Source organism: Roseobacter insulae (assembly GCF_019375555.1).
Lineage (GTDB): Bacteria > Pseudomonadota > Alphaproteobacteria > Rhodobacterales > Rhodobacteraceae > Roseobacter > Roseobacter insulae.
On sequence record NZ_JAHXDN010000005.1, the window covers coordinates 408,397 to 420,684 of the forward strand.

Sequence of the window (12,288 nt, forward strand, 5' to 3'; positions counted from 1 at the left end):
CACTCCTCACATTGCGAGATAGCCGCCATCGACCGGATAAATCGACCCGGTGACAAAGCTGGCATGATCACTCAAGAGCCAGCGCACAAGCGCGCCGACCTCTTCGGGTTTTCCCCATCGTTTCATTGGCGTGCGTGCCATGATCCCTTCGGTCCGCGCAGGATCATCGCGCAAGCCTTGGGTCATTTCAGTCTCAATCCAACCCGGCGCGATTGCGTTCACACGGATCCCCTCTTCGGCCCAGTGACCCGCCAAGGCTTTGGTCAACTGCGCCACGCCTCCCTTTGAGGCAGAATAGGCAGGTACCAATGGACCGCCAAAGGTACTCAGCATTGAGGCCGTGTTCACAATTGCGCCGCCACCCTTGGCCAACAACGGTTGCGCCGCAAGGCAACACCGCATGGTCCCGGTCAGGTTCACATCCAGAACCTTGGCAAAGACGTCGATGTCATACTCATCCCCGCGCAGCAAAATGCCCGCGCAGTTCACCAGCGCATCAAGCTGCATCAGACCGCCAATTACCTCATCGACCGAAGATTGGTTGGTGACGTCCAACAGTTGCGTCGTGATCCCGTCCTGTGGCTCAAAAGCATCCAGTTCCGTCTGTGACACGGATGCCGCGACGACCGACCAGCCCGCTTGGGCAAGCGACCGCGCCACCCCTGCCCCAATCCCGCGCGTCCCTCCGGTGACAACAGCCTGTTTCATGTCAAGTCTTCCCAAGCCTTCTTAAACCCACGAGCGTGCTTGCCGATATCATCCAGTGAGTAGCCTGGCTTGAAAAGGGCAGACCCCAGCCCAAACCCGTTTACGCCTGCAACATGATAAGGCGCCATCGTGTCGGGGGTAATCCCGCCGACCGCTGCGACGACAGAATCGGACGGCAAAACGGCCCGCATGGCAGCAATGGCATTTGGGGGCACCATTTCAGCGGGGAAAAACTTGAGCACAGACGCGCCAAGATCCAGCGCGGAAAAAGCCTCGGATGGGGTCATGACGCCGGGACACCAGTGCAGCCCCTGCGCAACCGCTGCGCGCCCCACTTCCGGGTTCATGTTCGGAGAAACGATGATCCTTCCGCCCGCCTCTGCGACCGCCTCAACCTGTTCGACGTTGAGTACTGTTCCGGCCCCGATAATGGACTGCGCGCCGTGCTGTGCCGCAATCCGCTGGATAGACATCAGTGGGTCAGGAGAGTTGAGCGGGACTTCGATGATGCGGAAACCTGCGTCCACAAGGACGTCCGATACAGGACGCGCGTTTTCCGGCTCCAACCCTCGCAGGATTGCAATCAGGGGGTTTTCGGCAAGTGCCGTGGCCAAGTCGATCATCCGAGCAACCCCGCAGCGCGCGCAATCAGGAAGTGGCCCTGTGCGACGATATCGTCCGGTGCACGACGGCTATTGAATCCCGCCATACCAAGCGCTGTTTCATACCGGTCCGACAGGTCATTGCGACCGACAACGGTGATGGGTCCGATGTCTTCTGCATCTTGCGTCGCCGCCGCAACTTCAGTCCCAATAAGAAGGCCCGACATATAGTCTGCGGTGGCGACCTTGGGTATTTTTCCCATCAGCGGCAGGGTCCGCACATGGAACAGATTGTTCAGCAGGTTCGTCCGCCCATCAAGGCCTGCTCTCGCGCCCATCTCGAATGCCTCTTCGTTGAAGCCGTCGGCTTCCATCAACGTGCCAAGGATGGTGTGCTCTTTCAGTGCGGCAAATATTTCGCCGGTCATATAGGTCGAGAAGTCGACGATCTGCCCCTCTGCGACTTGGACCCATTTGCTGTGGGTGCCGGGCATCACGAACATGCCGTCTTTCAACCCCTGAGCGGATGCGCCGATGATCTGCGTCTCTTCACCGCGCATCACGTCGGGGCCACCTTTGTGTTCGATAGAAGCCCCCGTCACAAAGTGGACCAGAGCGCCGTTCGCGATTTCGTGCGGCACCAACGCGCCCGCAAGACCGCAAGCACCAAGCGGCATTTCAGCGTATGGTGTCTCGATCCATCCGTTTCGGCTGGTGATCATCCCGGATGCCAGGATTGGCAGGTTTGTCTGCGCCACCCAGGGTCCGATGAGGCGATCAAGGATCGCCTCGAAGGATTGCCCCGAGACCTGCATGATCCCTTCCGGTGAAGTGACCCCGTCAATGACCTCCCCGCTCGCGCCAATCAAAAAGGCACGGAGCGATGAGGTGCCCCAATCGACACCGATCAAGGCCGGGTCAGATGCGACCGAATTCATTCAACAGATCCTCAACAGTTTTGCCCTTCGCAACCCATTTGCGGGTCTCTTCTTCGCGGTCGGCCTGTTCCTGCGCGAGACGCACCGTTTCTTCAGCGATTTCCTGTGGGACCACGACGACCCCCATCAAATCGGCCACGATGAAATCACCAGGGTTCACGACGACGCCCCCGCAAGCGATGGGCACGTTGATCGAAAGCTCTTCCTTGCGTTCAGAGAACATTGTGTGCGTCCCACGTGGCGTGATCGCCCGTGTCCAGATCGGCCAGTTGATGTCTTCCAACTCGTCAGTGTCACGTCCCGTGCCATCAACAATCATGCCGCGGATGCCGCGGTTCAGGGCCAATCCGCCCATCAGGCCGCCGCAAACCGACGTTTGCAGATCACCGCCGGCATCAACGACGATCACATCGCCGGGCTGACCCATTTCAAGTGCCCGGAGGGGATCAACCAGATCACCCTTGGAAAGCTGGACCGTGACGGCCTGCCCTGTCACCTTGGAACGGAAGGCAGGTTTGATGGCGCTATCCATCACACCCGTGCGGTATTGCACATCGGCAAAGATGGCGGCAGCAGAATACGCCGCCAGTACCTTGTCGAAGTTCTTCAGTAAGTCCGGGTTGCGGTCAAAGTCGTTGAAAACCCGTAGGTCGGTGCTCACGTCTGGCATGTTTGTCTCCTGTTATGCGGTTAGTGCGGCCAAAGCATCCGCATTGACGGTGTAGTCTGGTTTCTGGCCCGTCAGGACCTTGGCCACTTGGGTGGCTGCGGTGACACGCGCGGCGAGGATCGACTCTTCCGAGTAATAGGCCGCATGGGGTGTCACGAGCACGTTGGGCAATGTGAAAATTGGATTGTCATCCGGCGACCAATTGGCCCGCTTGGCCGGTTCTTCTTCGGGGTCGTCCAATCCTGCTGAGGCAAGATGGCCCTCGGTCAAAGCACGATAAAGCGCCTCGTTATCCACGGTTGGACCGCGACCTGTGTTGATCAGGATTGCACCGGGTTTCATCGCCGCAAACTCTGAATCTGATAGAAAGTGCCGCGTCTCGGGCGTCATCGGGGCCTGCATCAGAATGTAGTCTGATCGCGCAAGAAGGTCCGCCTTGGATACCAGCTCTGCGCCGTGCCGGGCTGCGACCTCTGCCGGCAGGAAGGGGTCAAAGGCAATGACATTAACGCCAAAGGCATGGGCGCGTGCTGCAATCGCCTGTCCAATCTTGCCAAAGGACACGACACCCATGGTGCGCCCCCGTAGCCGATTGATCGGCTGGCCACTTTGCCACTTCCAGATGCCCTTATGCGTCGCCCGGTCGTAGTCCGGCAGCTTGCGCGCCAGCGTCATCCAAAGGGCAATCGCGTGATCTGCAACTTCTTCCGTGCAGTAGTCCTGCACATTCGTCACAAGAATCCTGCGTTCTGTCGCCGTCGCAACATCCACAATGTCGACCCCGACACCGTAGCGCGCGATGACCTCGCATTCTTGCATGCGCGAGATCGTGTCCTTACCAATCCGCGCGTATTGGTTGATCATAGCCGCGCAATCCGGTGCCACATCAAACAGGTCTTCTTCGTGCTTGGCCTGAAGTGCAATCACCTCTGCGCCGGCTGCTTCGAGAATACCCTTTTCGACGCTGACATCGCCAAAGTCGTAATCGGTGATCACGACCTTCGGCTTGTCCGTTCTTGGGGTGAATGTGAGCTGATCAGTCATAGGCACCTGCCGAATACGTCAACTCGTAGGAATGGCTATAAAGCTCGAAAATGTTGCCGAACGGGTCTTCCATGTAGACCATCCGATAGGGCTTCTCGCCCGGATAATACTTGCGCACCTGTTGCATGCGCTGCTTGCCACCAAGGCTCTCGATGATCTTGATACGGCCTTCCAGATCCTCGTCCTGAACGCAGAAGTGGAACAAGCCGCGCCGCCAGTATTCAAAGGGACGTTCTTCTTCGACGGTTTTGGGGAACTCGAACAACTCGATGCCGATCCCGTCCCCCATCGACAGATGCGCAATGCGGAACTTGCCCCAGCCCTCGCCAAAGACGTCATCGCACATCTGCCCGATGGCGCTTTCGTCGTGCAGGATTTCAGTGGGCTCCATCAACACGTAAAGCCCGAACGCCTTGGAATAAAAGTCCACGGCCTTCTCCAGGTCCGGAACCGTGATGCCAATGTGAGAGAATGTAAGTGCGGCCATGGGAGGCTCCTTTGCATGAGAGTTACAGAATGTTGCGAACGATGCCGCCTTCGATCCGGTGAGCGGCACCATTTGACGCGGTGCTTGATGAGATCGTGACGATCATGCGCGCGACCTCGTCCGGCTGGACGAAGCGCTGGATCAGGGATGTGGGTTCATCCGACTTGAAGTAGTTGTCGACGATTGCATCAAGCGGTTCGCCTTCTTGTTCGGCAAGCCCGTCGAAATAGGCCTCAACCCCTTCGGTCCAGGTTGGCCCCGGCAGGATCGAATTGACCCGCACACCCGTGCCTTTGGTAAGCTCAGCCATCCCGCGGGTGAGACCCAGCATCGCGGTCTTCGTCACGGAGTAGTGCACCATCTGGGGCAGAGGTTTGACAGCTGCCTCGCTGGCCATGTTGATGATGGACCCGGTCCCGCGCTCTAGCATTGCGGGCAGAAAAATCCGGCTCATCCGAACGGCAGAAAGCACGTTGATGTTGAAATAGTGGATCCAGTCTTCGTCTGTCAGATCTTCGAACGGTTTGACTGAAAAGATGCCGACGTTATTGACCAGGACATCCACGTCCCCCTGGGCCTGCGCAAACTCTGCCAAGGCCGTAGCATCCGCGAGGTTGGACAGATCAGCGGCCATGCCTTTGACATCGCCCAGTGCGGAAAGGTCATTCACACAGGTGGCGACTTCCACCTGGGTCAGGCCGTGCACAATAAGCCGAGCACCTTCCTGCAAATAAACCCGCGCAGTCGCTTTGCCGATGCCTGAACCGGACCCGGTCACAAGGACAAGCTTGTCTTTCAATCCCAAGTCCATGTCAGACCCCCTTTTTGACTTTTTGTGCCGAACCCGATGATGAGCGCCCAAAGATGCGGCCCATCAGCGCCGAAATCTCAGCGCGCCACATATCGATGCCAACGGCGAGCAGAATAATGAGACCCAGCACGATGTTCTGGACCGAAGATGGCGCCGCATTCAGGTTCAATCCGTTCTGAACGATCACGATTGTCATCGCCCCCATAAGCGTGGCCAGAATGTTGCCGCGCCCGCCAGCGAGGCTGGCCCCACCGACCACAGCCGCCGCGATCGCTTGCAGCTCAAGGGTTTGACCATAGTTGGGCGAGCCCGAGTTCAGCCGCGCAGACATCAGGATGGCACCGACGGCGGTCATGAAGCCTGCGATCACGAAGGTTGTTGTTTGAACCTTGCGCACGTTGATGCCGGTCAGAACAGCAGCGGCGGGGTTCCCACCCACGGCATAAATCTCGCGGCCCAGCTTGGTGAAATTCATTACGAAGGCGGCAAGCCCGTAGAAAAAGACCAGATAAAAGAAGGGCAGCGGGATACCCGCCAGTTTGCCGTAGAAAATTGGCTCGAGTGCGGGATCAAGCGAGAAGATCGGCGATCCGTTGTTGAACGTCAGCGCAAGACCGCGAAACGCGATCAGAGCAGCCAGCGTGGTGATAAAAGACGGAATGCGCCCATAGGCCGTTATCAATCCGATAAAGAGGCCGAGCAGCCCGCCAACAATCAGGATCATCGGCAACGCCAGCATTAGGGGGATGCCCATGAATTTGAGCATCTGCGCAAGGATCATGGTCAGCAGCGCGACCATGGAACCGGAACTCAGATCGATTCCAGCGGTGAAAATGACCATGGTCGACCCAATGGCAATAAGTGCGACGATGCTGACCTGCAAAGACAGGTTCGAGAGGTTGCCAGGATTAAGGAAGCGCTCGGTTGTAAGGGCGACGATGAGCGCCACGATGACCATTGCCGCGAACGGTCCAATGAGTTGCGTATCGAAGATCCGCTTCATGCGAACACCTCCTCGAGATTGGTTTCGGTGGTATCGGCAGACGCGCGCACCAGATCGTCATGGGTCAGGTCGGATGCCTCAACGGTGCGCGTGATCGCGCCATGCTGAACGATTGCGATCCGGTCGCTCATTGCCAGCAGTTCGTCATGATCCGAGCTGATCAGGATGATGGATTTGCCCGCGCGCGTCAGCTTGTTGATCAGCTTGTAGACTGCGATTTTGGCTCCGATATCGATGCCTTGCGTCGGCTCATCAAGGATCAGAATGTCCGAATCCGAGAACAGCCAGCGCGCGATCACGATCTTCTGCTGGTTGCCCCCGGACAGGAAGTTGACGGTCTTTTCCTCGGCCTGTGTCGAGATCTCAAGATCCCGGATCAGGTCATGTGTCGCCTGCTCTTCGGCTTTCAGATTCAGCACACCAAGGCGAGATAGCCCGCCCAGCGAGGCCGCAGTGATATTGCCGCTTGCACGGAAATTGAAAAACAATCCGTCGTATTTGCGGTTCTCCGGCACCAGCGCCAGCCCGGCACGGATCGCATCCATTTCCCGGCGGAAGCGAACTGGCTTTCCGTTCAGGATCAGCTGCCCGGCGGAGAGTTCATCTGTTCCGAACAGGGCGCGGGCAATTTCGGTACGGCCACTTCCCAGCACACCACCCAGGCCCAGAACCTCGCCCCGGTGAAGGGCGAACGACGCATCCGTCACGCCAGAAGCTGTCGCGAGCCCGTGCGCTTCCATGACAACTTCGGCCGTCGCATTTTGCTCCTTGGGGTAGTGTTCTCCGATGTCCTCCCCCACCATGGCGCTAACAATCTCGGATACGTTGATTTCTGTCTCGCCGCTCGCGCGCACGACCTTGCCACCGCGCAGGATGGTTACCTCATCAACGATCCGTTCGACCTCATCCAACCGGTGCGAGACATAGAGGATGCTGGTGCCGCGGCCACGCATATTGCGCAAAAGCTGGTGGAGGCGTTCGATCTCGTCTTCGCCCAAGGCGGCTGTCGGTTCATCAAGGATGATCATCCGGGCGTCCATGGCCACGGCCTTGGCAATCTCGACCAGCTGTTGTTCACCAACCGACAACGTGCCGGTGATGGCATCGGGTGAGACGTCGACGTCCATTTCCGCAAGAACGCGGGCTGCTTCGCTGTGGACCTTAGCCCAGTCGATGACGCCAAACCGAGACCGGGGCATGTTGCCCAGAAAGATGTTTTCACCAACCGACAGCGTTGGCACGATAGAGAATTCCTGAAACACTGTCGCAATGCCATGATCGCGCGCAACCTGAGGATCGCTGATGGTTACGGGTTGTCCATTGTGAAGGATCTGACCGCTGTCAGGTTGTTGCACGCCGGACAGTGTCTTGATCATCGTGGACTTGCCGCAGCCGTTTTCGCCCAGCAGCCCGTGGATCGATCCGGGTAACAGTTTGATCCGGACCTTGTCGTTCGCCAGAACGCCGGGATAGGCCTTGCTGATGTCGACAAATTCCCAAAGGGGCGTGGCGGTGGTCATCGCGATTGCCTCGATTAGTAGGTGAATTTCGATTGGATTGCGCCCCCGGCAGCACACAAAGGTGCCACCGGGAAGCAGGGAGAACCCTCAGTACTCTTTGGATGGCTGCGGGAAGAGCTTTTCAGGCTCTTGCAGGACGCTGATGGCACCGTCCTTGTCTTCGATCGAGGTCGGCGTTTCGATCCAACCGCCGGGGTAGGACCCGTTGAGGGCATCAATCGTCGCATGCATCGCGGCCTTGCCCATCAGGAAGGGAGAGGTGTTGACCGTTGCGGTGATATTGCCCGCTGCAATCTCTTCCAAGCCGGAGGTGTCCCCGTCATTGCCAAGCAGCACGATATCGCGACGGCCCAAGGCTTTGGCGGCAAATGACGCGCCAATGATCATGTAGTCATTCGCCGCAAAGATCATGTCGAGATCAGGGTGCGATTGCAGGATATCCATCCCCGCCGTGTTGCCGCCTTCGACGTTCCATTTGCCGTCTATCGATACGACAACCTCAAAATTCTCGTTGCCTTCGATCCCGTCCAAGAACCCGCCCACACGCTCGGTTGAGTGATAACCCGGCTGGCCTTCGATGATGCCCACCTTCAACGGATTGTCACCATAGGTTTCGATAGCCCAGTCCGCGATATTGTGGGTGCCGTTGCGCTGCGAGTACCCCACCACACCATGGATCGGTGTCGGGAAGTTTGGGATGTCAGAGTTGATCATCAACACCGCCATACCCTTGTCGACGGCCTGCTTCAGCAGTGGTGCTGCGGCAAATTCATCATGCGTGCCAAAGATGATCGCATCGACGTCCTGGGTCAGAACATCTTGAATCATGCCCATCTGGCCATTGATATCCGCACCCGATTGCGGGGCCAGCATGAAGACCTCTACGCCCTCTTCTGCGGCGACGGCTTTAATGCCTTCGCCAATGGCAATGTAGTAGTTGAACTCCGTTGCCGGCGGCATGTAGGCGATCCGTAACGTCTCGTTTGTGGGTGTGATCGCGTCAATTGGAGCTTGCGCGCCGTCTTGCAGTGGAACAGGTGCCGGGTAGTTTTCGGCTTGCGCGGTGCAGGCAATCACGGCAAAGCCGGCAGCAAGCGTCGTATTCATCAGCTGTTTCAACATGGTCTTCTCCTCCAGAATTGGGTTGGTTATCCTTTGAACGGCGTGTCGATCACGCCGCGAATGCCGGGTTTGACAGCGAACAGGCCGCCGGATTCCGGTTCTTTTGTGAGAGCATCCTCATCACTCAGCAGGCGCGAGGTTGTGATGAAAAGGGTGTCCAAGTCTGGACCGCCAAAAGTGCAACACGTGGGCTTCCAGACCGGGACATCAATCACGCGATCAATCTCGCCGTTCGGAGCCACGCGAATGATGCGGTGACCTTCCCATTCGGCGTTCCAGATACCGCCCTCAGCGTCGACACAGGATCCGTCCGGCAGGCCCGGTTCGTCTTTGAAAGACGCATGAACGCGCCGGTTGGAAACCGTTCCACTGGCCGCATCATAGTCAAACGCCACGATTTCGCGGTCCGGCGTGTCTGCGAAGAACATTGTGCCACCGTCTGGCGAAAAACATGTCGAGTTGGCGCAAGCGACATTATCGATGACGGTCTTCACGGAGAGGTCAGTGTCGATGCAAATTACGGAAGAATCAGCAGTGCCGGACGCTTCGTTCATGCCGCCAACAATCAGACGACCCTGTCTGTCAGTACGTCCGTCATTGAGCCGGGTCTCAGAATTGTCGGGTTCGAACTCTGTTACCAGCGTTTCCGCTTTCGTAACCGGATCGAACAAAACAACACGACCGGCATAAGCAACGATCAGACCGCCCGAGGCACGCGGCGCAAAGCAGCAAACACGTTCGGGCATTTGGTATGAAGCTGTTTCAGACGTGGTCGGATCAAAGGACCAAAGCGCGCAGCCTTCGATGTCGGTCCACCACACAAGCCCGTCGGCAGGGTTCCAGAAAACCCCCTCTCCGTGCTCATTCTTGCAGTCAACAATCAGCTCTGCGCGCATTTTGGTGACCTCCCATCGCCAAATACTGATATCTGATATTCCAGCTTGTTAAATCTGGTGTATCAGATATCCTCGCCCTTGCAACACATTTTTTGGAGGCACCACCAGATGGCGCTGGAACGACCCAAATCTCTTCGAGAACTCGCCCTGGAGCATTTGAGGGACCGCATTATCGATGGCTCACTGAAGATGGGTCAGATTCTGTCGGAGCGGAAAATCTCGGAAGAACTGGGCGTTTCAAAGTCGCCCGTGCGCGAAGCGCTCGCCCAACTGCGCGATGAAGGTCTGGTCAGCATCGAGCCGCAAAAGGGGGCCCGAGTGTTTTCCCTGTCCGAGGCAGAAGTGACGCAGATCTGTGATTTCCGGCAGGCAATTGAGACTGCCGCTTTTGAACTGGCGTTGTCGCGGGACCCGGTTGGTTTGTCCAACGACATGACAAAGGTCGTGAAGAAAATGGAGCAGGAACGCGGACGGGGAAATGACAAGGAGTATCTGGCTTTGGATACGTCTTTCCACCATCTGATTTTTGAACATGCAGGAAACGACTATCTGACAGCAAGTTACACGCGTTATGTCGGCAAGATTGCAGCCTTGCGCACACATTTGGCGAAACTACCACATCACACCGATCTGTCATTTGAAGAGCACAAGAAGATTGCCAGCGCGGTGAGCCAGGGTGACCTCGCCGAGATAAAATCGCTTCTGATTGAGCATATTGATCGGACGCGCCAGACCTACAAAAGTGCTTCGATCGTGCTGGACGGAATAACTGCCGCCTGACTCAGGCTCAGGACCCCCTAATCTAAAGTCCATTTCTGAAGGCGGCCCCAGAACTGGCCGCCTTCGCTGCGTTAAGTAGACGACCTCTTAATGCAATTGACATCTGAGATATCAGATGCCAACCTGAAGAAGGGAGGACGAGATATGAACGCGACATCGATTCGAGATGGTGAGGCCGCTCCGCCGCTCATTCAGCTGGATGCTGTCGCGAAGAGCTTTGGCTCCAACCTTGTCCTTGATGGTGTCGATTTCGAGCTTCGCCCCGGAGAGGTTCACGCACTGTGCGGCGAAAACGGCGCGGGGAAGTCCACCTGCCTGGACCTGCTCTACGGTCTGCACCAGCCCTCAGATGGCAAGATACTGTGCAACGGCAAGGAACAGCGGATCGAGAATCCTTCGCACGCGCAATCTCTCGGCATCAGTTGCGTCTTTCAGGAACTTAGCCTCGCAGGCGCACTGTCCGTTGCGGAAAACATCTATGCTGGGCGCGCCCCTGCTCGCATGGGCGTTGTTGACTGGCCAGAACTGCGCCGCCGTGCCGAGGCGCTTTTGGCTGAGTTTGGGCTGGAGATTGATGTCTCAATGCCCGTGGACAGCTTGCCCATCAGTTCGCGACAAATCGTTGAGATCGCCAAGGCGCTTTCCCTGAATTCACGCGTTTTGTTGTTGGATGAGCCAACGTCGGCCCTTGCACCGGACGAGGTTGACGCATTGTTCGACGTTCTGCGCGGCCTAACCCGCAAAGGCATCGGCATCGTCTATGTCAGTCATCACATGGCGGAGATTTTTCGCATTTCCGACCGCGTGACCGTTCTGCGCGATGGCCGTCACATCAGCACGTTGCCCGCGACACAAACCTCGCAAGAGCAAGTCGTCGCGGAAATGATCGGCGGCGCCCACCCCGGCGACGTCAGCGGCTCCAGAACTGTCAATGGTGACAAGGTTGTTGCCGTGACCGGGCTGTCCCATCCCGGTGAATTCGAAGATATTTCCTTTTCCATAAATGCCGGCGAAATCGTTGGGATGGCCGGCCTGATGGGTGCGCGTCGCAGCGAGATTGTTCGGTCGATTGTTGGGCTTGTGCAGGGCGCGACCGGCAATGTTGAATTGCATGACCAACCTGTCAAGTTCACATCCATCAGGCAGGCGATGCGGGCCGGGATCGGGTTCGTTCCAGAAGAACGCAAAACCGAAGGCCTGTTCCTCGAACAGTCTCTCAGCGACAATTTGATTGCCGCCAGCCTGGCAGAGCACACATCGATGGGTCTGATGCGCAATGGTTCTATTCGGGCCGCCAGCAGAGCCGCGATCGATGCGTTCAGCGTCAAGGCAAGCGGGTTGGCCGAGGAAGTTGGCGCGCTGTCTGGAGGCAACCAGCAAAAGATCATGCTGGCCAAGTGGCTCAAGCGCGTGCCTGATCTCCTGATTGTTGAGGAGCCGACGAAAGGCGTCGATGTCGGAGCCAAGTTTCAAATCCACACAGAACTACAGCGCCGCGCTGCCGAAGGCATGGCGATCCTCGTTGTGTCCTCGGATTTTCCCGAATTGGTGTCACTTTGCTCGCGGATACTTGTTGTCCACGAAGGCCGGCTGATGGGGGACATCCCCGCCGAACAGGCCAGCGAAAGCGTGCTCCTCCAAATGGCTGCCGGAACAACACTCCGCTCAGCAGCATCCGCAACCCCAGATTCAGGAGCGACGTTGTGA

The 12,288-nt window shown here is 57.5% G+C and carries 13 protein-coding genes; 2 read left to right on the plus strand and 11 right to left on the minus strand.

Annotation, left to right across the window (positions count from 1 at the left end; genetic code table 11):
- Positions 1-6: 6 nt before the first annotated feature.
- The 11 genes from KX928_RS19140 to KX928_RS19190 form a co-directional block, all read right to left on the minus strand.
- A complete protein-coding gene (locus KX928_RS19140; protein ID WP_219505864.1) occupies positions 7-708 on the minus strand; it encodes an SDR family NAD(P)-dependent oxidoreductase in 702 nt (233 codons plus the stop codon).
- Complete coding sequence (locus KX928_RS19145; protein WP_219505865.1) at positions 705-1,331, minus strand: 2-dehydro-3-deoxy-6-phosphogalactonate aldolase; 627 nt, start codon at positions 1,329-1,331, stop codon at positions 705-707. The genes KX928_RS19140 and KX928_RS19145 overlap by 4 nt, the downstream gene beginning before the upstream one ends.
- Positions 1,328-2,248 (minus strand): 2-dehydro-3-deoxygalactonokinase, encoded by a 921-nt coding sequence (locus KX928_RS19150; RefSeq protein WP_219505891.1) that lies wholly within the window; start codon positions 2,246-2,248, stop codon positions 1,328-1,330. The genes KX928_RS19145 and KX928_RS19150 overlap by 4 nt, the downstream gene beginning before the upstream one ends.
- Positions 2,229-2,918: an RraA family protein gene (locus tag KX928_RS19155; RefSeq protein ID WP_219505894.1), complete on the minus strand. Its 690-nt coding sequence runs from the start codon at positions 2,916-2,918 to the stop codon at positions 2,229-2,231. The genes KX928_RS19150 and KX928_RS19155 overlap by 20 nt, the downstream gene beginning before the upstream one ends.
- Before the next feature lie 12 nt (positions 2,919-2,930).
- On the minus strand, positions 2,931-3,962 hold the full coding sequence (locus tag KX928_RS19160) for a C-terminal binding protein (RefSeq protein WP_219505897.1): 1,032 nt from the start codon (positions 3,960-3,962) through the stop codon (positions 2,931-2,933).
- On the minus strand, positions 3,955-4,449 hold the full coding sequence (locus KX928_RS19165) for a lactoylglutathione lyase family protein (protein WP_219505900.1): 495 nt from the start codon (positions 4,447-4,449) through the stop codon (positions 3,955-3,957). Before KX928_RS19165 ends, KX928_RS19160 begins: the two co-directional genes overlap by 8 nt.
- 22 nt (positions 4,450-4,471) lie before the next feature.
- Positions 4,472-5,260, minus strand: coding sequence for an SDR family NAD(P)-dependent oxidoreductase (locus KX928_RS19170; RefSeq protein ID WP_219505902.1), 789 nt, complete (start codon positions 5,258-5,260; stop codon positions 4,472-4,474).
- Position 5,261: 1 nt separating this feature from the next.
- Complete coding sequence (locus KX928_RS19175; RefSeq protein ID WP_219505905.1) at positions 5,262-6,263, minus strand: ABC transporter permease; 1,002 nt, start codon at positions 6,261-6,263, stop codon at positions 5,262-5,264.
- Positions 6,260-7,783, minus strand: coding sequence for a sugar ABC transporter ATP-binding protein (locus KX928_RS19180; RefSeq protein WP_219505907.1), 1,524 nt, complete (start codon positions 7,781-7,783; stop codon positions 6,260-6,262). The genes KX928_RS19175 and KX928_RS19180 overlap by 4 nt, the downstream gene beginning before the upstream one ends.
- Before the next feature lie 87 nt (positions 7,784-7,870).
- Positions 7,871-8,905: a sugar ABC transporter substrate-binding protein gene (locus KX928_RS19185; RefSeq protein WP_219505910.1), complete on the minus strand. Its 1,035-nt coding sequence runs from the start codon at positions 8,903-8,905 to the stop codon at positions 7,871-7,873.
- A gap of 26 nt (positions 8,906-8,931) precedes the next feature.
- A complete protein-coding gene (locus KX928_RS19190; protein ID WP_219505912.1) occupies positions 8,932-9,801 on the minus strand; it encodes an SMP-30/gluconolactonase/LRE family protein in 870 nt (289 codons plus the stop codon).
- Positions 9,802-9,909: 108 nt separating this feature from the next.
- Between KX928_RS19190 and KX928_RS19195 the strand changes: the two genes are divergently transcribed.
- Positions 9,910-10,581 carry a GntR family transcriptional regulator gene (locus KX928_RS19195; protein ID WP_219505914.1) on the plus strand — a complete coding sequence of 224 codons (672 nt, stop codon included), beginning with the start codon at positions 9,910-9,912 and terminating at the stop codon, positions 10,579-10,581.
- Between the two features lie 144 nt (positions 10,582-10,725).
- Complete coding sequence (locus KX928_RS19200; protein WP_219505916.1) at positions 10,726-12,288, plus strand: sugar ABC transporter ATP-binding protein; 1,563 nt, start codon at positions 10,726-10,728, stop codon at positions 12,286-12,288.

Bases quoted from the DNA above. Each gene is read 5' to 3' on its own strand.
- KX928_RS19140 (WP_219505864.1), bottom strand. From the start codon at position 708: ATGAAACAGGCTGTTGTCACCGGAGGGACGCGCGGGATTGGGGCAGGG.
- KX928_RS19145 (WP_219505865.1), bottom strand. From the start codon at position 1,331: ATGATCGACTTGGCCACGGCACTTGCCGAAAACCCCCTGATTGCAATC.
- KX928_RS19150 (WP_219505891.1), bottom strand. From the start codon at position 2,248: ATGAATTCGGTCGCATCTGACCCGGCCTTGATCGGTGTCGATTGGGGC.
- KX928_RS19155 (WP_219505894.1), bottom strand. From the start codon at position 2,918: ATGCCAGACGTGAGCACCGACCTACGGGTTTTCAACGACTTTGACCGC.
- KX928_RS19160 (WP_219505897.1), bottom strand. From the start codon at position 3,962: ATGACTGATCAGCTCACATTCACCCCAAGAACGGACAAGCCGAAGGTC.
- KX928_RS19165 (WP_219505900.1), bottom strand. From the start codon at position 4,449: ATGGCCGCACTTACATTCTCTCACATTGGCATCACGGTTCCGGACCTG.
- KX928_RS19170 (WP_219505902.1), bottom strand. From the start codon at position 5,260: ATGGACTTGGGATTGAAAGACAAGCTTGTCCTTGTGACCGGGTCCGGT.
- KX928_RS19175 (WP_219505905.1), bottom strand. From the start codon at position 6,263: ATGAAGCGGATCTTCGATACGCAACTCATTGGACCGTTCGCGGCAATG.
- KX928_RS19180 (WP_219505907.1), bottom strand. From the start codon at position 7,783: ATGACCACCGCCACGCCCCTTTGGGAATTTGTCGACATCAGCAAGGCC.
- KX928_RS19185 (WP_219505910.1), bottom strand. From the start codon at position 8,905: ATGTTGAAACAGCTGATGAATACGACGCTTGCTGCCGGCTTTGCCGTG.
- KX928_RS19190 (WP_219505912.1), bottom strand. From the start codon at position 9,801: ATGCGCGCAGAGCTGATTGTTGACTGCAAGAATGAGCACGGAGAGGGG.
- KX928_RS19195 (WP_219505914.1), top strand. From the start codon at position 9,910: ATGGCGCTGGAACGACCCAAATCTCTTCGAGAACTCGCCCTGGAGCAT.
- KX928_RS19200 (WP_219505916.1), top strand. From the start codon at position 10,726: ATGAACGCGACATCGATTCGAGATGGTGAGGCCGCTCCGCCGCTCATT.